Source organism: Ningiella algicola, from assembly GCF_028401415.2.
Taxonomy (GTDB): domain Bacteria; phylum Pseudomonadota; class Gammaproteobacteria; order Enterobacterales; family Alteromonadaceae; genus Glaciecola.
This window is the reverse complement of the sequence record NZ_CP171821.2, coordinates 252983-273753: the sequence shown is the minus strand read 5'-3', so window position 1 is coordinate 273753 and position 20771 is coordinate 252983. Positions and strand designations below refer to the sequence as shown.

At 44.1% G+C, this 20771-nt stretch carries 16 protein-coding genes and 4 tRNA genes; 15 read left to right on the top strand and 5 right to left on the bottom strand.

Annotated features, from left to right (window positions below):
• Positions 1-135: 135 nt before the first annotated feature.
• From PN836_RS01245 to PN836_RS01215, 7 genes are all read left to right on the top strand, one after another.
• Positions 136-2370: a tetratricopeptide repeat protein gene (locus PN836_RS01245; protein WP_395342602.1), complete on the top strand. Its 2235-nt coding sequence runs from the start codon at positions 136-138 to the stop codon at positions 2368-2370.
• A 266-nt stretch (positions 2371-2636) separates the two neighbouring features.
• Positions 2637-3638, top strand: a complete 1002-nt coding sequence (locus tag PN836_RS01240) for a hypothetical protein (RefSeq protein WP_395342599.1) — start codon at positions 2637-2639, stop codon at positions 3636-3638.
• A gap of 152 nt (positions 3639-3790) precedes the next feature.
• A tRNA-Met gene (locus tag PN836_RS01235) sits at positions 3791-3867 on the top strand.
• Between the two features lie 34 nt (positions 3868-3901).
• Positions 3902-3986, top strand: a tRNA-Leu gene (locus PN836_RS01230).
• A gap of 18 nt (positions 3987-4004) precedes the next feature.
• Positions 4005-4080 (top strand) — tRNA-Gln (locus PN836_RS01225).
• A 38-nt stretch (positions 4081-4118) separates the two neighbouring features.
• Positions 4119-4194, top strand: a tRNA-Gln gene (locus PN836_RS01220).
• A gap of 193 nt (positions 4195-4387) precedes the next feature.
• A complete protein-coding gene (locus tag PN836_RS01215; RefSeq protein WP_395342598.1) occupies positions 4388-5218 on the top strand; it encodes a mechanosensitive ion channel family protein in 831 nt (276 codons plus the stop codon).
• A 71-nt stretch (positions 5219-5289) separates the two neighbouring features.
• Here PN836_RS01215 and PN836_RS01210 read toward each other — a convergent pair whose 3' ends face one another.
• Complete coding sequence (locus tag PN836_RS01210) at positions 5290-6681, bottom strand: Gfo/Idh/MocA family protein (RefSeq protein ID WP_395342595.1); 1392 nt, start codon at positions 6679-6681, stop codon at positions 5290-5292.
• A 174-nt stretch (positions 6682-6855) separates the two neighbouring features.
• On the opposite strand from PN836_RS01210, the gene PN836_RS01205 reads away from it, so the two are divergent.
• Positions 6856-8316 (top strand): alanine/glycine:cation symporter family protein, encoded by a 1461-nt coding sequence (locus PN836_RS01205; protein ID WP_395342593.1) that lies wholly within the window; start codon positions 6856-6858, stop codon positions 8314-8316.
• A 105-nt stretch (positions 8317-8421) separates the two neighbouring features.
• On the opposite strand, the gene PN836_RS01200 is transcribed toward PN836_RS01205, so the two are convergent.
• The 3 genes from PN836_RS01200 to PN836_RS01190 form a co-directional block, all read right to left on the bottom strand.
• Entirely contained in the window at positions 8422-8595 is a 174-nt protein-coding gene (locus tag PN836_RS01200) for a hypothetical protein (RefSeq protein ID WP_395342591.1), read from the bottom strand.
• A 73-nt stretch (positions 8596-8668) separates the two neighbouring features.
• Positions 8669-9886: an FAD-dependent oxidoreductase gene (locus tag PN836_RS01195; RefSeq protein WP_395342588.1), complete on the bottom strand. Its 1218-nt coding sequence runs from the start codon at positions 9884-9886 to the stop codon at positions 8669-8671.
• A 75-nt stretch (positions 9887-9961) separates the two neighbouring features.
• Entirely contained in the window at positions 9962-11890 is a 1929-nt protein-coding gene (locus PN836_RS01190) for a diguanylate cyclase (RefSeq protein ID WP_395342587.1), read from the bottom strand.
• 331 nt (positions 11891-12221) lie between these two features.
• Between PN836_RS01190 and miaB the strand changes: the two genes are divergently transcribed.
• The 7 genes from miaB (at position 12222) to PN836_RS01155 (ending at position 20186) form a co-directional block, all read left to right on the top strand.
• A complete protein-coding gene (gene miaB / locus PN836_RS01185; protein ID WP_395342585.1) occupies positions 12222-13649 on the top strand; it encodes a tRNA (N6-isopentenyl adenosine(37)-C2)-methylthiotransferase MiaB in 1428 nt (475 codons plus the stop codon).
• Positions 13650-13682: 33 nt separating this feature from the next.
• Positions 13683-14729, top strand: a complete 1047-nt coding sequence (locus tag PN836_RS01180; protein WP_395342583.1) for a PhoH family protein — start codon at positions 13683-13685, stop codon at positions 14727-14729.
• 9 nt (positions 14730-14738) lie between these two features.
• Entirely contained in the window at positions 14739-15272 is a 534-nt protein-coding gene (gene ybeY, locus PN836_RS01175; RefSeq protein WP_395342582.1) for an rRNA maturation RNase YbeY, read from the top strand.
• A 178-nt stretch (positions 15273-15450) separates the two neighbouring features.
• Positions 15451-16311 carry a CNNM family magnesium/cobalt transport protein CorC gene (gene corC / locus PN836_RS01170; protein ID WP_395342579.1) on the top strand — a complete coding sequence of 287 codons (861 nt, stop codon included), beginning with the start codon at positions 15451-15453 and terminating at the stop codon, positions 16309-16311.
• A gap of 50 nt (positions 16312-16361) precedes the next feature.
• A complete protein-coding gene (lnt, locus tag PN836_RS01165) occupies positions 16362-17843 on the top strand; it encodes an apolipoprotein N-acyltransferase (protein WP_395342577.1) in 1482 nt (493 codons plus the stop codon).
• 7 nt (positions 17844-17850) lie between these two features.
• Positions 17851-19521 (top strand): SulP family inorganic anion transporter, encoded by a 1671-nt coding sequence (locus PN836_RS01160; protein ID WP_395342575.1) that lies wholly within the window; start codon positions 17851-17853, stop codon positions 19519-19521.
• Positions 19522-19640: 119 nt separating this feature from the next.
• Positions 19641-20186, top strand: coding sequence for a prepilin-type N-terminal cleavage/methylation domain-containing protein (locus tag PN836_RS01155; protein ID WP_395342572.1), 546 nt, complete (start codon positions 19641-19643; stop codon positions 20184-20186).
• A 36-nt stretch (positions 20187-20222) separates the two neighbouring features.
• Here PN836_RS01155 and greA read toward each other — a convergent pair whose 3' ends face one another.
• Positions 20223-20699 carry a transcription elongation factor GreA gene (gene greA, locus PN836_RS01150; RefSeq protein WP_395342569.1) on the bottom strand — a complete coding sequence of 159 codons (477 nt, stop codon included), beginning with the start codon at positions 20697-20699 and terminating at the stop codon, positions 20223-20225.
• Positions 20700-20771: the final 72 nt, after the last annotated feature.

The window sequence follows — 20771 nt, the reverse complement described above, 5'->3', positions numbered from 1 at the left end:
AAACATAGAAATTTTGTTTATATTGGCTGAGTGTGAGATAAGCATTTGTTTACATAATTCGCTTATCACATCTCTAACGTTCTATGATCAGGCGAGAGGGCAATCACGAAGAATGTTTATGAAGCAGGAATAAGTGTGACTGATATTGTAAAGTTTGCTCGATGGGAGTTTGATCAAGAGAGCGGTGAACTAGTCTCATCCGAACATATAAAGCGTTTGGAGCCTATCGTCGCGAAGCTTTTGTCATATTTGCTCGTTAACCAAAACCGAGTAGTCAGACGCGATGAGCTTATCGAACATGTTTGGGAGAACAGAATTGTTTCTGACGATCCAATCAATCGTTCCATCTCAATTCTTCGCCAGACCTTGTCCCCCGAGAATAAACAAGCCTACATTCAAACCGTCCCTCGCAGGGGGTATATCACTAACTTTGGTGATGTTTCAGTGGTGGTCAAACGCCAAAGAAAGAGCGCAAACGATAAAAATGGAGCAAAAAGCTTTTCTCTTGCTCAAAAGCGCTACTTAGCATTTCTATTTTTGCTCCCACTTTCGCTACTTGCGTTTTTTATGTTGGCACTTAATGAAAAAGAAACGAGCGTAGAAAAAAAAGGCATACCTCGAGTCGCTGTTTTGCCATTTAGCGATTTATCAAAAGATAATAATTACGATTATTTAGCAAAAGGGGTAAGCGATACAATCATTCACATTATCGGTAGAGTAGATGGTATAGAAGTCACTGCAAGTACATCTTCATTTTCTTATCAAAACAGCAATAAAAGTATCGCACAAATTGCCCGAGAGCTAGACGTAGAATTTGTTGTTGAAGGCAGTATTCAACCTTCAAACGATAAGCTCAGAGTCATTACGCGCTTAGTGCAAGTAGACACAGAAAGTGAAATATGGACCAGCAACATTACTAGAAATCTAAGCAATATTTTTTCCATTCAAGATGAAATCGCGAATGCACTTGTTGTTTCGATGAAAGGGACGGTATTAAAGGGAGGACAATCTTATCAACCTCAATTTGAAACCTACGAGCTGCTGCTCAGAGGGATTAGTTATGCAAACAAAATGACCGATGCTAGTCGAGAGCGAGCCCTTGATTTATTTAAGCAAGCAATAGAAAACGAGCCAGATTATGCCTTGCCGTACGTTCATATGGCCCGCATACTCCATCAACAGTTTACGACTAATACTTACGCTCATGCCTACCCCAATACAGAAAAGTCGGCCCTAATTAATGAAGCAAAAGCGCTACTGTCAAAAGCCATTAATTTGGACCCTTTTTCTTCAGAAGCTCACAATCTTCAAGGGCTAATGGATGTATTTAATGCAGACAATAAAAAGGCGATTGAGAGCTTTGAGCGTGCCATTGAATTAAACCCTAACAACTCAAAAGCCTTTGCCGACTATGCTGACTTGCTTAACAAAGAAGGCCGTACTGAAGATGCGTTAAGACAAGCCAGGAGAGCCTACGCCTTAGATCCAAACTCAAGCCAAATCTCTTATTCCCTAGCCACTATTTTATGGACTCTTGGGCGCCTCGAAGAAGCAATCCAAGTGATTAAGAAGAACATTGAGAAATATCCAAGTGCCGTCAATAATCATAGCTTGCTCAGTCGATGGTATTTGCAAAAAGGTGAGCCTGCGCAATCGGTGATGTATGCAATAAAAGAAAGAGAGTTAGACCCAAATAATCCAAATCGACATTGGCTGGTCTGTCTTGGCTATTATCAAATTTGGGATGAACAGTCCGCGCATGAATGCTCTAGAGAACTATTGACGACCTTTCCTGACTATTATGAAGCGAATAAATGGCTTCACATGAAGGAATTTGAAAAAGTATATCAAATAATTAGTGAGCAAATAGCCATTTATCCAAACTCTCCATACTATCGATTGCAGTTAGCTGATGTTTTGCAATATAAAGAAAGACCACAGGAAGTACTGGACTTACTAAAACCTTATTTCTCGCACCTGTTTGCTGAAACGCCTACAGTGAGTGATTGGGACCTTTGGGCAATACGGCTTATTGCTCAAGCGTGGAAGCAAAAAGGTGAGACAACACGCGCAAACACTCTACTCAGCCATGGGGTGGAACATATTGATAAGAGTCGTCAATTTATGGGGGGCGGTTTTAGCTCCGGTATCGATGATGTTTATTTCTTAATCCTGTTAGATAAACACCAAGAGGCTTTGAGAAGACTGAAGCTAGCCATTGATAGTCGCTGGTCATTTTATTCGTACTCTTTACCTTATGATCCTATTTTTGCAGATTTTCATGGCAAAGCTGAATTTGACGATTTGGTAGAAAAGCATCGTTTATTTTTTAAAAGCGAACGTAAACATTTAGATCTTTTAACACAGTAGAAAAAGCCTGTAATGACGACAAGCGTATTGTATTCAAAAATTGAGCACGCATTCTTTTGATTGGTGGGGATTGCTTTAACCTTTGCTGTCCTCAACTACACACCTGTCGTGGGTCATATCCGTTTTTTTAAGGGTGAATACATCCGTTTTAAGATGGACGCCGTAGTTCATACATCTTTGAAAGTTAATAAACTTTCGCCCGTTCTATATCAAAAGCGGCCTTATCTTTTTTAAGATCTGATGAATATAAGTGAGCATTTTTTGCGATGACTAAATTAGCTTTGCTTCCCGGTGAAATGCCAATGGCTAACGCACCTGAAATCCAGCTCGATGACGGCACCAATTGCATCCCACAGCACTATTTGAGCTATCAACATACGCTAGAGTCTGTATCGGATATTATTTCAGACATCGACTATGATCCAAATTACATTCTGTTTGCGGATCAAGACCATGCTGGGATCTTTCTGCAGGTGGGCATTGTTGGACTAGACAATTATGTTAGTGCGCATAAACAGGCTCATAAAAAGATAGTATATGGTCGCCGATGGCGCGTAGAGCCGAACCTGCCCTCTTCCGAAATCATTCAAACAGCGTTTTTAGCCATGCTCAAAGCGCGCGAACACGAAGTAAGAGAGTTGTTTAAATGGCATCACAAAAACAGCATTACAACGCCATTTAGTTGTCATCACGATCTGCCCTTGATGGCCATGTCTTCGCACACACAAACTCAAAAGCCAAGCGATGCGGAGCTTAGTAGAATAGACGTTGATCATCTTTTTAATTCAATTCGCTATGACCACTGTCGGTTTGAACTGAAAGATATGATTGAAGTTGGTGAGCAGCATCACGTTTTGGCGCTACAAGTCCTACCTGACAAGTCGACTCGTCTTCACGAGCTTAAGCCGCAGACACTATGTCTTGTTTGCGAATCGCTTAAACAGGATCTCATTTTGTATTCCTTGATGGATATGTTGATAAGCCTAAGCAATCGACATGTCGAAGAACACTTTAGCTTCAAGTCTTACGCACGCTTCTCGCGCGCGAACGGCATAGAAAAAATTTCTGCACTATCTGCTAAAACGCGCATGCGTGAGCAATCGTCACACAATAACTCCGAAGTCTTTGATTCCGTATTCAGCAGCAACAATTATGAAACTGACTCAAGTCGAGTTCCGCGTATTTACAATGGCAAATTAGGCGATAAAATTAATCAGCAGCTATCACAATTAAGCGTGGGCGAAGGCATACTGCCAAAGCAGCAATAGCGTTCAGTTTAGGGCACAAATAATAGTAAATTGCTTAAGTTTACAAAGCGCTCGAATAGTTTATGAGCAAGTGCCCGTAAAAGAGCAAAAAACGGTTGACGACCCTATCTCGCTTGCGCATAATACGCGCCACTCTGAAATTGAGTAATTATGGCTACGTAGCTCAGCTGGTTAGAGCACATCACTCATAATGATGGGGTCGCAGGTTCGAGTCCCGCCGTAGCCACCAATTAGTTTTAGAGTTGTGAAAAAAACGGTTAAATGCGGAAGTGGTGGAATTGGTAGACACGCTGGATTTAGGTTCCAGTGCTTCACGGCGTGAGAGTTCAAGTCTCTCCTTCCGCACCAGACTTGTTTTGGAACGACTGGGGTATAGCCAAGTTGGTAAGGCAGCGGGTTTTGATCCCGCCATTCGTAGGTTCGAGTCCTGCTACCCCAGCCATTTCCTAAGATCTTTCACGAAAATGAACACTTCCCTACTGGGGTATAGCCAAGTTGGTAAGGCAGCGGGTTTTGATCCCGCCATTCGTAGGTTCGAGTCCTGCTACCCCAGCCATTTTCTCTGCACACTGCATTTATCTTGAACTAATCATAGTCGATGAATATACTCGATTTAGATGGTACATACTCGCCGTCCAACCGAGTAAAACATCCCAGATAATTTGGTCCATTGAAGTTGCACCGTTTGCGCACAGTATTATGTGCGAGCTATGGTCCATAAGGGACTTATAACAATACAAGGACACACCATGGAATCGTTTTTTCAATCATTAGATCTTAATTCATACGTGCCAGGCGCTATTGCTTGGGCAACGAACATTCTGCTTGCCGCCCTCATACTCATTATTGGGTTGTGGATCAGTGGTAAAGCGTACAAAGCTGTGTATGGCATTGGCAAAAAATATGAGCGCTTAGACGATACTTTATTTCGTTTTTTCGGCAGTTGTGTTCGCTATCTTATCTTAGCCTTTGTATTCATTGCCGTACTCAATCGGTTTGGTGTTGAGACAACTTCAATTGTTGCGTTAATTGGTGCAGCAGGCTTAGCGGTTGGTTTGGCCTTACAAGGCACGATGTCCAATCTCGCAGCGGGCGTTATGCTTCTCATTTTCCGTCCCTACAAAGTGGATGAGTTTGCCGAAGTCGCAGGCACGTTTGGGAAAGTGACAGAAATTGATTTGTTCACTACCGTGCTTCAAACCTTTGACAATCAAAAAATCATTATTCCTAATGGGGAAATTTGGGGTAAACAAATTACTAACCATTCATTTCATGAAATTCGCGGCGTCGACATGACGTTTGGTGTTGCATACGACGAAGATATTGATAAAGCCAGAGCAGTCATTAATAAGGTCTTAGCCGAACACCCGCATGTGCTTAAAGATCCAGCGCCTTTCGTGGAAGTTTCAGAGTTAAACAATTCGTCAGTTGACTTCATTGTTAGGCCATTCTGTAAAGGCGAGCATTATTTTGATATTAAGTTTTCTGTACCTGAGCTAGTGAAAAAAGCACTGGACGAAGCGAAAATCGAAATTCCCTTCCCTCATCGCAAAGTTATTTTGGTCAACGAGAGCAAGTAGATTCTCAAAGCGTTGCGCCTCGCATATTTAGCCTAGTGCTAAATATGCGAGCCATACTCAGTAAACACGCTTTATGTCGGCTTGTAAGGATGTATGTAGCCCGTTCTATATTTACGAGCCAATAAGCTCGTCGCCTCCTCATCATTGACAACGATTTTATTAATTGGGTCGTAGCTTAAAGGTCGGCCTAAGTTCATTGACATGTTCGCCAAAATACAGCTTGCCGTTGAAATATGCCCTTGCTCTAAATCTGATACGGGGGATCGCTTGGTTTCAATGGCATGTATAAAATCGAGCAACAAAAGTCGTGTTGCAGGTGCCGCGTTATGCTCGATATCTTCTTCTAGCATATCTTTTGGATATTTTTCTTTTTCATAAACCAAATCAAAATGCACCGCTTTCGCGTCCTTGTCGACAGGCGTGAAATCGGCCTGCATCGTGCTGCCAACTAAGGTGCCCTTGTCCCCATAAAGCGCAAAGGCCCATGGATAGTCGGGATTGGGTGGGACGCCCCAAGTGCGATGCTGCCAAATACAGTTAAGATTGTCGTGTTCAAATACAATGTTTTGTGTGTCAGGCGTATTGGCTTTGCTTTCAGTCTGCACATAAATGCCGCCGGTAGATGAAACCCGTTTGGGCCAACCAAGCCCTAGCAACCAACGCACCGTATCGTACATATGCACGCACATATCTCCGCTAACGCCATTGCTATATTCCATGAAAGCGCGCCACCACATCTTGTGCGGCAAACCATCGTAGGGGCGCTTGGGCGCAGGACCAGCCCAGGCCTCATAATCAAAAAAGTCTGGCACCTCTTGTAAAGGTGGATTTCGATTTGCGCGCATAGGAAAGTAGCACCACATTTCAACATGACTTATGTTGCCTAGCTTCCCAGAATCAACAATTTCTTTTTTAGCGTTAAGCAAATGCGGCGTCATACGGCGCTGCATGCCAATTTGAACAACTGAATCTGTTAATTTTGCGGCTGCTAAAATTGCCTCCCCTTCCAGCACGTCTACGCTAATGGGTTTTTGCAAAAATACATGTGCCCCAGCCTTAATTGCGTCGATACACTGCAATGCGTGCCAATGATCGGGCGTGCCAATGATGACAATATCCGAGTTTGTCTCGCTGAGCATTTTTTTATAGTCGGTGTACATACTTGGTCGCTGCGCGTTTTTTTGACGCTGTGCAACTAGCACTGCCGTTTCTTCTAGAAAGTGCTTATCTACGTCGCAAATCCCTACCACATTCACATCAGCAACTTGGATTAGTTTGAATAAATCGCTCTTTCCGTACCAGCCACAACCAATTAGGCTCACTCGATAAGCTTTATTTGCACTGCTGGATGACTCATTGCTTGACTTAGCAATTGCCGATGGACTTAGCATAGATGCGCCTGCTATTGCGGCTAAACTATTTAAAAAACGTCGTTTGCTGGCAGCTGGCTTGTTTGCTTTCATTGGTCGCGTTTCCAGTATATTTTTCTCGGTATACAAGATAATAATCGACTAGGTGAAAAACTGCACTCGCATTTCATCATTGCTCGGGCTATGATTTTACGTCACTGATAGTTATTCGATTCTAAAAACCACCTCATAACTCCACGCTAAAACATAAACACAAAAGGGACAGCTTTGCTCAACGACATTGTAGGTTTTGTTAATAATATTCTTTGGGGGCAAGGCCAAGTACTTATCTATATGCTGCTTGTTGCCGGCGTGTGGTTTACGGCTCGCCTGAAATTCATTCAGTTAATTGACTTTAAGCATATGTTTTCTTTGCTTAAAAATAGCAATAAAAGTGATGCACAAGGCATTAGCTCATTTCAAGCGCTGTGCACCAGCCTCTCGGCACGAGTTGGAACAGGGAATCTTGCAGGCGTTGCTGTTGCGATTTCTCTCGGCGGTGCCGGCGCAATATTCTGGATGTGGGTGATTGCCTTTTTAGGCATGGCTACCGGCTATGCCGAATCAGTGCTTGGCCAGGCCTATAAAATTAAAGACCGAGATGGTCAGTTTCGCGGTGGCCCCGCCTATTACATCAAACAAGGCTTAAAGAACTCATGGTTTGCCGTGCTCTTTGCGCTGTGTTTATTCTTTGGCTACGGCTTTGTATTTAGCGCAGTACAAGCAAACACCATTACCGATGCATTTAACAATAGTTACAATATACCGACCGAATATACTGGCGCAGTCATTGTTATCGTAGCAGGCCTGATTGTTGTAGGTGGATTACGCGCCATCGCAAAATTTGCTGAGTGGGTTGTGCCGTTTATGGGCGTGACCTACGTGTTGGTTGCTTTAGCCATCACTGCAATCAATATCCAATTCTTACCTTCTGTATTGTGGGACATTCTTAGCTCGGCATTTGGACTACAAGAAGCTGGCGCAGGCGCGTTTGCCGCAGCGGTTAAAAACGGCATTATGCGCGGACTCTATTCAAATGAAGCCGGTTCGGGCAGCGTTCCACAAGCAGCAGCAAGCGCAAGTCCCCACCCAAATCACCCTGCCTCACAAGGCTACGTGCAGATGTTGGGCGTATTTTTAGACACCATGGTATTGTGCACGGCTACGGCCTTTATCATTTTACTGGGTACCGATACTGCCATTGGTGAAATGGAGGGCATTCGTTTAACTCAGGCCGCAATGGAGAGCCATTTAGGTGGCGTGGGAGCCGACTTTGTAGCAGCCGCAATTGGATTTTTTGCTTTTACTTCGGTCGTCGCAAACTATGCTTACGGCGAAGCAAATCTGCATATATTTAAGCTTGATAATAAAGCCGGTCGAATACTCTTTACCAGCGGCTATTTAGCTATGATTTTTTGGGGTGCGATGGCTGAGTTGCCCACCGTTTGGGCAATGGCTGATATGGCCTTAGGTTTGATGACGGTCGTAAATGTCATTGCGCTTGTGCTATTAACACCCACCATCGTCAATATCACAAAGGACTATCACAAGCAGCGCGCAATGCAGAAGCGATCACAAAGAGAGATAAACTTTGACGCAGCAAAATGTAAGCTTCAGGGTAACTTGGAAGAAAACGATATCTGGACAGGGGAATCTAAAACCAAAGGTTCGGAAACACCGACTGTTTGATACTAGATTTAGATTGATTTAACTTGCCAGACAGGGATTCAAAGAAATTTAAGGACGCAGACTGAAAGACTATATACTGCGCGAATCGATGAAACTTTCTATCACTTAAAACATGTACATGAATAGCTGTATGACAAGTGCAATAATGATTAAGGGGAAAATGATTCTCGACATCTTCCCCGCAGTCTCATTCGATACCCGCAAACCTGATTTTTCTACTAGGGGAACAATAACAAGTAAGGCAATAAACAATACGCCGAGTATAACGAATACATTCATTCACTTTATTCCTATGCTAAATTACGCGACAAATATCAACTGAACATTGACGCTGATTCATTTCACTATTGGCTTAGATACCCATTGCATACTTAAGTGCAATATTTTTTGCGGGTCCCGCTCGCTGAGCCGCTAAAAGCGCAAGGTTACGAATAGCCTTCAGTCCAGGAACGTCGTTACCAAAGGTCTTATACAGTGCGTCCATTGATGACATCATCAATAGATTTTGAGGGCGCCTGCCTTTTTCGTAATTATCAAATAATGCGCTTAGTTTATGTGAGTTGTGAATATCCTCTGCTGAGCTTTCGTCTAGCACCTTGCACAAGGCTGCAACATCTTTAAAGCCGAGATTTACGCCCTGACCTGCCAACGGGTTAATGGTATGAGCAGAATCCCCAATCAATACCGCGCGATGTTTATGATAATGCTTTGCATGCATACGCGTTAACGAAAATCCCGCTTTATCAATCAAATCAAAGTCACCCAGTCTATCAGGGAACTTTGCTCGAATAGCAGATTTAAGATGCTCATTGTCCATATGCTTCAGTGCGGATGAAGTCTGCGCGTCAGCATACCAAACTAAAGATGCAAAGCTCTCATGCATGGGCAACAGGGCAACAGGCCCTTGCGGCGTGAACTGCTGCCAAGTTTCATCAGCGATTTTATCATGCATGTTAACCGCAAAAAGATTAGCTTGTTGTGCATACTCCCACCCAGTTTGACCAATATCAGCGATGCGACGAACTTGAGAGTTCGCGCCATCTGCACCGATAATAATTTGTGCCTTTAAATGATGTTTACGGGATGAACCGTCCGAAGACTCATTTTCTATGTCTTGCAAGCTTACTTCGCCCGACACAATATCAATGGAGCTTGCCTTAGCTCGATGCAAAGTAACGTAATCTGAAAAGTCTCGCTTGAGCACCTCTAGTAGCGCTAGTTGAATAATCCGGTTTTCAGCAAATATTCCTATTTGCTGCTCTCCAATATCGGCCGAGTCAAAGCGTGTTTTAGAAAAGTCGGATTCCCACACCTCTAAATAAGAATATGAACGATAGCGCATGGCCATAATTAGCTTTAGCGCGCCAACGCTATCCAGTAAGTCTAAACTGTGGCGATTTAACGCTGACACCCTCAAATCGGGCGCCTGGGAAGGATCAAATGTACTCGGTAGATAGGGTTCAATTAAGGCTACTTGTGCACCCTGCCTAGCCAATAAGCATGCGCAAGCAGCACCCACCATGCCAGCCCCTATTATGCATACATCAAACTGAGAATTTTCTGTTATCATGCGGTCCTTTGCGCTTTGCCCCGTTGTGCTTTACTAAAACACGTTTGCTTTTTCGAGCGCATTTTTTTAGCGAAATTACTGAGGTGGCTTAAGTGTATCATCAAACATGACCGTTTGGTTACGTCCACTTTCCTTAGCTGCGTAGAGCGCCATATCGGCTCGCTTCATGCACTGAGATGCATTGACATCATGATTAAAGCAAGCCGCACCCACAGATACGGTCATCGAAATATTTAAATCGTCGATGATAAGCGCCTGTTGAGCAATATGTTCGCGAAGCTTATCAAGTAGCTCTCTGCTTTCGTTAATAGAAGTAGAACGCAAAATGATGCAAAACTCCTCTCCTCCTGCTCTGGCCAAAAACATGTCTTTCGCTAATGTCTGGCTGAGATGATTTGCAACAAACACTAATGCTTTGTCGCCTATATCGTGTCCATAGGCATCGTTAATTTTTTTAAAATGATCGATATCAACTAAGGCCACGAGCGTGCACGGTGGATTAACAATCTGCCCGGCATCAAGCATTTCAAGTTGGCGGTTAAGTGCATATCGGTTAAACAAACCTGTAAGAGAATCATGATTGGCATGGTACACAGCCCACTGCAGGGCCTCCTCTTTTTGTAAGTTCAAAGTTTGAAGCTTATCGACCATTTTGTTGTAGTGTTTGGCCATTTCAAAAGTGTCGCTTTCGGCGTTAACCTGCACTTTCCTAAAATAGTCGCCACCCTCGAGACGTTCATTTAATTGAGACACGATATCAAAGCCCGTTGATGCAGAATTATGCTCAGTCATGTTAAGGCCAAGCTGCTCATCTTCGGCACTCACACGAAGTGGGTAGAAACGGTTAATACAGACTAAGCCGATATAGCTTGTGCTGAATGTAAAAATGCCAACACAAATTACACCAAAGCATTGAATTAAAATCGCCTCAAAGCGGTTCGTATCCTCAGAGATCGGTATGAAAAAACCAGCCGCAATGGTGGCAAACACGCCTCCGGCCAGATGCACCGGGATCGCACCAACGGCGTCGTCAATTTTACAGTAATTAAGCATTTTGTTCATCGGCATGATTAGTGGTCCGGCAAGTGCGCCAAGCAAAATAGCCTCATAAGGTAAAATGTGGTTGGTCGCGCCGGTGACTGAGATAAGCCCAATCAAACCGCCGTTCACCATTGGAATGACCAAGGCTTTTCTATGTGTGTAGTAGGTGTAGACTAAGGCAGAACACATACCTGCTGCTCCGCCTAGCAGAGTGTTCAATAAAATTTTGGGTACACTTGCATCGAAGCGAAATAAGCTACCGCCGTTAAAGCCTATCCAGCCAATCCAAATAAAGAAAGAACCCACAGCTACCATAGTCAGTGAGGATTGCTCAAAAGGCTTTACATTCTTATCGTATCGACCTAATCGGGGTCCAATAATAAGCAGCGTAGCGAGCGCCACCCATCCGCCAACGGAATGCACAACTGTAGCGCCTGCGTAATCATAGAATCCAAGTTTTGCAAGCCATCCTAAAACCGTGCTTTTTTCAGCTTCCATTGGTTGCGCAGCAATATTCAAGGGCGACTCGTAAAAACTGATTGCACCGCCCCAAACCCACTGGCCTACGATTGGATAAATGACTGCGCTCACGAAAACAGCTAGTAGCGCGTATCCGATAAAGGTCATACGCTCTGCCACAGCACCAGATACGATTGTGATCGCCGTTGCGCAAAACATGGCCTGAAAAATGAAAAAAACAATTAGATTATTATCATGCGCACCAAAAACAGGATGAAAACTGCCAATATAGCCGTTCACGCTATAGTACATGAGACCAAAACCGATAAAACCGTACACCAAAAAGGCAAGGGTTAAATCAATCAGATTTTTCATCACGACGTTTGCGCTGTTTTTACTTCTGATAAGCCCAGATTCTAAGCAGGTGAAGCCGGCTTGCATCAGCAAAAGCAACGAGCTACAGAATAGTAGCCAGATCGTATCGGCCGTAGTCAAATCATGCATTTGTTGTTCTTATTCACCTTTTATAGCTGAACGTGATTTCACGTTATTTAAGGTTATCGGTCATTTGAACTAAAACCCAAGCGGCGCGGGACTTACAAAAAAGACAACGTAATTTACTGTCCCTATGTTTCTTTGCGTAAGGATCTAAAACACGATAAAATCCACGAATTATTAGGCGATGATTTATTGCGAGTTGTTTTGTTAGTTAAGGCAAGCGCTCGCGACTTAGCAGATTTGGTTGATCACATTCGGCATGAAGGCCGTTTAAGCGTGTCTTTAGAAAAAAGAAGCGCGACTCAAGTCCAGATAGCTAACACAACCGAGCACAGATATGACAAAGAAGTTGTTTATTAAAACCTGGGGCTGCCAAATGAACGAGTATGACTCAGACAAAATGGCAGACTTACTCGATTCCACCCATGGTTATACAAAAGCACAAGAGCCTGAAGAAGCCGATCTTATTTTGTTGAATACCTGCTCTATCAGGGAAAAGGCACAGGAAAAAGTATTTCATCAGCTTGGGCGCTGGAAACATTTGAAAAAAGACAAGCCCGAAATGATTATCGGTGTGGGCGGCTGTGTGGCCTCGCAAGAGGGTGAGGAAATACGCAAACGTGCACCTTATGTTGACATTGTGTTCGGTCCGCAAACCCTGCACAGATTGCCCGAGATGATTCAACAAATTAAAGGCGGCGATCGCTCGGTGGTCGATGTGAGTTTTCCAGAAATTGAAAAATTCGACCGCTTACCTGAACCAAGAGCCGAGGGCCCAACGGCCTTTGTGTCAATCATGGAAGGTTGCTCAAAGTATTGTAGCTTCTGCGTTGTCCCCTATACGCGCGGCGAAGAAGTAAGCCGCCCGGTTGATGATGTATTGCTTGAAGTTGCGCAACTTGCCGCGCAAGGTGTTCGTGAGGTTAATCTTCTTGGACAAAACGTCAACGCGTATCGGGGTGAGCAGCACGACGGCGCAATTTGTCGATTTGCAGAGCTTCTAGAGTTAGTGGCAAGCATCGATGGCATCGATCGTATTCGCTACACTACTTCACACCCGGTTGAATTTACAGATGATATTGTCGAAGCGTACAAACATATCCCAGAGCTGGTCGATCATCTTCATCTTCCTGTTCAAAGCGGTTCTGACCGAATTCTTACCATGATGAAACGAGGACATACGGCGATTGAATATAAAAGCACGATTCGAAAGTTGAAGAAAGTGCGTCCGAATTTATCGATGAGTTCAGATTTTATCATTGGCTTTCCGGGTGAAACACAAGCAGACTTCGAAGCCACCATGTCGCTTATTGAGCATGTTGGCTTCGATATGAGTTTCAGCTTTATCTATAGCGTTCGCCCCGGCACACCGGCTGCTGATATTGTCGACGACGTAAGCGAAGCCGAGAAGAAACAGCGACTGCATATTCTTCAACAAAGAATAAATCAAAACTCCCAGCAAATAGCTCGGAATATGCTAGGCAGTATTCAACGTATTTTAGTAGAGGGTGAATCGAAAAAAGATGCCAGTGAACTCACTGGTCGCACTGAGAATAATCGTGTTGTTAATTTTAAGGGTTCGCCTGACATGATTGGTGAGTTTGTTGATGCGGAAATTACTGAGGTATTTACCAACTCACTGCGAGGAGAGATTGTCTTAAGAGAAGCAGATATGGGACTTCGTGTTGCCGTCTCCCCTCATAGCATTTTAGCAAAACAACCAAAACCTGATGAGCTAGGCGTGATTCACGTTATGCCTGTATAAATACATCGACCGAAGAAAACATAGGAAATCGTATTGAGTAATCTTGTAAGCAACCAAATTGTGCTTGAGCCCGACGACAGTAAACGCCTATCAAGCTTATGTGGGCCATTTGACGACAACATTAAGCAAATTGAACGCCGTTTGGGGGTGGAAATAAGTTATCGAAATAATCAATTTAATGTGCAAGGCGACCCGCTGCAGGCCAATGGAGCAAGTGAGCTTTTAAAACTGCTGTATATTGAAACTCAGCCTGTAAAAGGCAGTATTCCCATGTTGGAGCCTAATCAGGTTCATCTAGCCATTCAGGAAGCCAAATGTCTTGAGCGCGCAGAAGCTGGAGATTATGGCAAAGAAGTGCACATTAAGACCAAACGAGGTGTCATTAAACCTCGTAATCCAAATCAGTCAAACTACGTCGCAAATGTATTAAATCACGATATTACCTTTGGCATTGGTCCTGCTGGAACGGGCAAAACTTATCTTGCCGTTGCGTGCGCAGTAGATGCCCTTGAGCGCCAAGAAATTAGACGTATATTGCTGACGCGACCAGCCGTAGAAGCAGGTGAAAAACTGGGGTTTTTACCGGGTGACCTATCGCAAAAAGTCGACCCATATCTGCGACCTCTTTATGACGCCTTGTTTGAAATGCTGGGTTTTGAAAAAGTCGAAAAGCTCATTGAACGCAATGTGATAGAGGTGGCGCCGCTTGCCTATATGCGCGGGCGAACGCTCAATGACGCCTTCATCATCTTAGACGAATCACAAAATACGACAACGGAACAGATGAAAATGTTCTTGACGCGCATTGGCTTCAATTCTAAAGCAGTGATTACCGGAGATATCACCCAAGTCGATTTGCCACGAGGCGTAAAATCTGGACTTCGCCACGCAATAGATGTGCTTGGTCAAGTGAACGATATCTCTTTTAATTTCTTTACTGCTAACGATGTTGTGCGCCACCCTGTGGTTGCTCGCATCGTACAAGCTTATGAAGACTACGACTCAGAACAAGAGAAAATAAAGCAAGAAGAGAAGCATGCCCGTGAGCAAGCCCGCAAGGACGATGATGCCGCAAAATAAATCGTCTGCGTGTCAGCTAACTATGTTGCGCTTGAATTGATGCTTACAAAGTCCGGTTCAGCTCTTGTACTGCATTATGAGCTCTCTGAACCGATTGCTAACTTAGAACCGGACGATATCCCATCTAACAAGGCCATTGAAACTTGGTTAATAGCGGCGCACAAACATATGGCTTTGACCTCAAGCATTGAGCTTGGCATTAGAGTAATCGATGATACGGAGTCTGCATACCTCAACTCCACATACCGCGGTAAATCCAAATCTACTAATGTGCTCTCTTTTGTAAACGATGTACCCGATTACGTGGAGACTGATCATATAGGCGATTTAGCGATTTGCGCCCCTGTTGTTAAGAGGGAGGCAAAAGAACAAGGCAAGTCCGTAGAGGCTCACTGGTCGCATATGTGTATTCACGGCCTATTGCATTTGTTGGGGTATGACCATATACACGAAAAAGATGCGCAAGAGATGGAAGCACTTGAAGTAGCAATATTGGGAGACTTGGGCTTTCAAGATCCATATATAATAAATGAAACGAAATAAGGCACTAATCTTGCGTGTGAATTAAGAAGGATCTTAATAATGCAGGATGCTTTACATGAAGCATTGATTATCTCGCTAAAGCGGCTTACATTTATAGTCTTGGGCGAGTATCAAAGCATAATGGCATGCTAATAAGAGCGTACAATATCAAAATGAACAAGCGAAGACTGAATAGGCAATGAGCGAAGACACCCCCCCATCTACCAACGGTTCGTCGCAAAAAGGCTGGATAGCAAATTTGCTGCATACCTTTAAAGGCGAACCGAAAAACAAAGAAGAACTATCTGATTTAATCTCTGACGCGCAAGAGCGTGAGCTTATTGACCCTCAGACTAAAGAAATGATTGAAGGTGTGATGGGCGTGAGCGAAATGCGCGTGAGAGAAATCATGATCCCGCGAGCGCAAATGATCACCATTGATGTAGAACAAGGTGTCGATGAGTTTCTACCCTTAATGCTGGACTCTGCTCACAGCCGTTTCCCAGTGATCAGTGAAGACAAAGATCACATTGAAGGCATACTGCTGGCTAAAGATCTTCTCGCCTACGCATTTAACGACGAGAAAACCTTTGCTCTAAAAGATAACCTTAGAGAAGCTATCATTGTTCCGGAAAGTAAGCGTGTTGATGTATTACTAAAAGAGTTTCGTCAGCAGCGCTATCATATGGCGATTGTAGTAGATGAGTACGGTGGTGTATCTGGTTTGGTTACCATCGAAGACATTCTTGAGCTTATCGTTGGTGAAATAGAAGACGAATTTGATGAGATTGAAGATGACAATGACAACATTCGCCCGCTCAACAAGTGCACATATTCAGTAAAAGCGCTGACCTCTGTAGAGGACTTTAATGAATTCTTCGAGAGTAAGTTCAACGAAGAAGAATCCGATACCATCGGCGGCGTTGTACTGCGCGCATTTGGACATATGCCGAATACTGGCGAGAAGGTCGAAATCGACAATATCCATTTTGAAGTCACAAACTCCGATAAACGCCGCTTGTTACAGCTGAAAGTCTTCCTTCCCGAACTGGAGAATTAGGACTGAAAGCGCTCATTTGGTATTCCTGTAACATACTTTTGGGCGCTGCAATGACCTTTGCTTATGCGCCCTTCTCATATTGGTGGCTCCCGTTTTTTCTGCTACCCGCATGGTTATGCGTAACAATTATTCGAAATGAAAAACCCTTTTTTAACGCTTGGCTTTTTGGCCTTGGTTTTTTCGGTGCAGGGATATCATGGGTGCATGTGAGTATTGCCACTTTTGGCGGTGTTCACATTGTATTTTCTATCCTACTTATGTTGCTACTTTGCGGTTACTTAGCACTTTATCCTGCTCTGTTCGCCTTCATTCTTAAACGTTATTTTGCCTTTCGCTTATGGCCCCTTGCAGTGCCACTGTTGTGGCTGGTCACTGAATGGATCCGTGCACACTTTTTAACAGGATTCCCTTGGCTATCGATTGGTTATAGCCAAGCCGATGGGCCATTCGCCATGTTTTATTCGTATATCGGCGAAATTGGCGTGTCAGCAGTCATGCTGTTTCTTGCTGCAGTAACTGCAAATGTGCTGATTAAAAGAAATCAGGCAACAATCATCAGTTTCACGACTGTTGCGTTGGTTACAAGCACGAGCATATTCTTGTTTAGTCCAAGCGCAGAAAAGGATGAGCTTGCAAACAGCACCCCAAGAAAAACCTTTTCTGTTGCGCTTGTTCAAGGCAATATCGAGCAGTCCATTCGTTGGCGACCTGAGCAAGACCGACCTACGATGGAAAAATATCTCAGGCTGACGGAACAGGCATGGGATGCAGACATTATTTTATGGCCGGAGGCGGCAGTACCGCGCTTGGAAATACTCGCTGGCGATTATTTAAGTCTGTTAGACGATATCGCCACAGAAACTGAAAGCGCACTGATAACCGGTGTGGTTGACGTCAACATACAAAACCAATACGCCTACAATAATCTTATTGCACTGGGCTTGGATACAAGTGACGCCAATAGCATGCCGTATCAATACATGCATAACAATCGCTTTTCAAAGCATCATTTACTGCCTATCGGGGAATTTGTTCCCTTTGAGAACTTGCTACGTCCTCTGGCACCTATTTTTGATTTACCCATGTCCTCGTTTTCACGCGGCGATTACGTACAAGAAAACCTCAGAGCCAAAGGGCTTAAGTTTGCACCAGCAATTTGCTTTGAAATTGCCTTTCCCAATCAAGTTAGAGCCAACATTTTTGCAGATACGTCGGCCATTGTCACCGTCAGTAACGATGCATGGTTTGGGGATTCTCATGGTCCACACCAACATTTAGAAATCGCAAAAGTAAGAGCGATGGAATTCGGCTTGCCAGTGATACGCGCGACCAATACGGGTGTTACCGCAGCTTACGACCACAATGGAAATTTGCTGGGCAAATTACCGCAGTTTAAAGATGATGTGCTTCGCGTAGATGTTCCCATTGTCACAAGTAATACTTTTTATGCCAAGCATGGCAATATAGCGATTTTGGTCATCAGCGCGCTGAGTATGTTACTAGCGCTTTTCTTGAAACGACATCAACAATGAGTTCAACTTGCAGCTTTTTAACCTAATTAATACTACTCATTTAAAGGGTGACATTCTTGGCGGTCTGACCGCAGCAATCGTATCTTTGCCGCTTGCATTGGCCTTTGGTGTTGCTTCAGGCGCGGGTGCAGAAGCCGGGCTATACGGCGCGATCATAATCGGATTTTTTGCGGCCATGTTTGGCGGTACGCCTACGTTAATATCAGAGCCTACAGGCCCTATGACAGTAATCATGGCCGCCGTAGTCACGTCAATGGTCGCTCAATATCCTGACAAAGGTCTAGCGATGGCCTTTACGGTCGTGATGATTGCGGGCCTAACTCAGATTGTTTTTGGCCTGCTACATTTAGGCAAATATATCACCTTGATGCCCTACTCAGTTATCAGCGGCTTTATGTCAGGCATAGGCTGTATTTTAATTATTATGCAACTTGCACCGGCTCTTGGCTCAGAAAGTCCCGCAGGAGGCGTGACAGGTGCCATATTTGCACTGCCTGACGCGCTTGCAAACATACACTTCCTTGAAGCGGGTATGGCGTTAGCCACCTTAGCCTTAATTTTTCTGACGCCTCGGCGAATCAAACAGTGGATACCTCCGCAATTAATTGCACTGTTGCTGATATCCATCATCAGTGTGCTTGTGTTCAATGATGCCAATATCAGCCGCATCGGCGAAATCAATGTTTCTCTTCCCGGCATGGTCATGCCCACATTTACACCAGAGCAGATTCAAACCATGGTGCTCGATGGCATTGTGCTTGGCATGCTGGGCTGTATCGATTCCATGCTGACATCGGTAATCGCCGATAACCTGACCCGAAGTGAACACAAGTCAGACAAAGAGTTGATTGGGCAGGGAATGGGTAACTTGTTCTCTGGTCTATTTGGCGGCTTGCCTGGAGCAGGTGCCACCATGGGAACCGTAGTAAACATTCAAACAGGCGCTCGCACCGCCCTATCGGGATTGGTGCGCGTTGGCGTGTTGATAGTGGCGATTTTTGGTGCATCAGAGCTCATATCGGCAATTCCAATTGCAGTACTAGCAGGCATTGCGATAAAGGTCGGCATCGATATTCTTGACTGGAGTTTTATCAAACGTGCCCATAAAGTCTCCAAACAAACCAGCATCATTATGTATGCAGTGCTACTGTTGACTGTCTTTGTCGATTTAGTTGTGGCAGTAGGTATAGGTGTATTTATTGCCAATATCATCACCATTGAAAAGCTCTCTGCATCGCAAGCCAAAAATATTAAAGCCATTAGTGATGTTGATGGTCGACTGCCTCTTACGCCTAAGCAAAGAAGCTTACTCAATGAAGCCAATGGTGAAATTTTATATTTCTACCTGAGCGGCACCATGATTTTTGGTGTTTCAAAAGCACTCTCACGAGAACTTAAGTCTCTTGGGGAGCATGCGGTAGTGATTATCGATTTGAGTGATGTATCATTTTTTGACGATACTATCGCGTTAACCATCGAAAACTTGGTTAAAGACGCCCAACTTTTAGACATGCATATCCTGATGCTAGTAAATAAAGAAGAGTCTAAAACGAAACTGATGCGAATGGGATTTGAAGACTTGCTAAACGACGCTGATTTTGTTGACAATCGAACGCGAGCACTTGAATTGGCAAATATACGTATTAGTATCGATAAAGCTGAGGCAACACAGGCTTAGTTCAACATACCCGCCTGAATCGGCTATGACGCACATATAATCAAGTATGTTTTTTTATACCTTAGCCTTCATTTAGTGAGATAAACTTACAGGTTCATGTTGAAAAGTATAGGTGCAAAATGCGTTCGCTCAATAGTGAGCAAGAGGGCTTTACGCTCGTTGAGCTAATCATTGTAATTATCATTATTGGCGTTCTTTCCGTGACGGCTGCGCCACGCTTCATTGATATTTCAAGTGACTCAAAAGCAGCGTCATTGGAAGCACTAAAAGGTGCGATCGTTTCAAGCAATCAAATAGTGTATGGCAAAGCACTTATTCAGGGCCTTGAACGCGAGGAAAGCGCGCTAGTCGTGCTGCAAAGCGGTGATACTGTAGCGGTAGAATATGGTTACTTAGCGTACGATGGCAGCGCTCCAAGGACCGGTGCCGCACAACTTGAACGGGCAATCGATTTCACTATTTGCCATCATCAAGCAAGTGACACCGATTGCGCTAACGCCGATTGGCGTTTTGACATTGACGACGACCACATTCAGTTCTATCACATTTCGATTGGTGAGAACCCAGCGGCAGATGGCGTAGAGCCATTATGCTATCTACAGTACGAAATGGCCACAGATGAATCGACACCGCCAAGGTATACTATTCAAAACTCTGAATGCTAAGACCTTAATCATCGCGGCGCGATAGACTTATTCGGCCTATTTGTATTCCACTTCAATAATTTCAACTTCAATTGCCCCTTTTGGCGTAGCAATCGAAACGATATCGTCAAGCTCTTTGCCAATAAGACCTCGCGCAATTGGCGAGTTAACCGAAATCAGATTCTTCTTTATATCGGCTTCGTCATCACCTACGATCCGGTACGTAATTTCTTCTTCTGAATCAGTGTTCAGAATAGTAACCGTAGCGCCAAATATGACTTTACCGTTGTTGGTGAGCTTTGTGACGTCAATAATTTGCGCGTTCGAAAGCTTTCCTTCAATATCTTGAATACGTCCCTCACAGAAACTCTGTTGCTCTCTTGCAGCATGATACTCGGCGTTTTCTTTGAGGTCGCCATGCTCACGAGCTTCTGCAATAGCATTAATAATTTGCGGGCGCTGGACAGATTTTAAGTGGTCAAGTTCCTCACGCAAGGTTTTTGCGCCCTCGGTTGTCATTGGATAGCTATTCATAGCCTCTCTCTTATTATTTATGGAAAATATAGATAAAAAAACGAATGCAATCTGCATTCGTTTTTGGTGATT

Excerpts from the sequence above, each read along its gene's own strand:
- PN836_RS01240 (WP_395342599.1), top strand. The coding sequence starts at position 2,637 with ATGACTAAATTAGCTTTGCTTCCCGGTGAAATGCCAATGGCTAACGCA.
- PN836_RS01215 (WP_395342598.1), top strand. The coding sequence starts at position 4,388 with ATGGAATCGTTTTTTCAATCATTAGATCTTAATTCATACGTGCCAGGC.
- PN836_RS01210 (WP_395342595.1), bottom strand. The coding sequence starts at position 6,681 with ATGAAAGCAAACAAGCCAGCTGCCAGCAAACGACGTTTTTTAAATAGT.
- PN836_RS01200 (WP_395342591.1), bottom strand. The coding sequence starts at position 8,595 with ATGAATGTATTCGTTATACTCGGCGTATTGTTTATTGCCTTACTTGTT.
- PN836_RS01195 (WP_395342588.1), bottom strand. The coding sequence starts at position 9,886 with ATGATAACAGAAAATTCTCAGTTTGATGTATGCATAATAGGGGCTGGC.
- PN836_RS01190 (WP_395342587.1), bottom strand. The coding sequence starts at position 11,890 with ATGCATGATTTGACTACGGCCGATACGATCTGGCTACTATTCTGTAGC.
- miaB (WP_395342585.1), top strand. The coding sequence starts at position 12,222 with ATGACAAAGAAGTTGTTTATTAAAACCTGGGGCTGCCAAATGAACGAG.
- corC (WP_395342579.1), top strand. The coding sequence starts at position 15,451 with ATGAGCGAAGACACCCCCCCATCTACCAACGGTTCGTCGCAAAAAGGC.
- lnt (WP_395342577.1), top strand. The coding sequence starts at position 16,362 with ATGACCTTTGCTTATGCGCCCTTCTCATATTGGTGGCTCCCGTTTTTT.
- PN836_RS01155 (WP_395342572.1), top strand. The coding sequence starts at position 19,641 with ATGCGTTCGCTCAATAGTGAGCAAGAGGGCTTTACGCTCGTTGAGCTA.
- greA (WP_395342569.1), bottom strand. The coding sequence starts at position 20,699 with ATGAATAGCTATCCAATGACAACCGAGGGCGCAAAAACCTTGCGTGAG.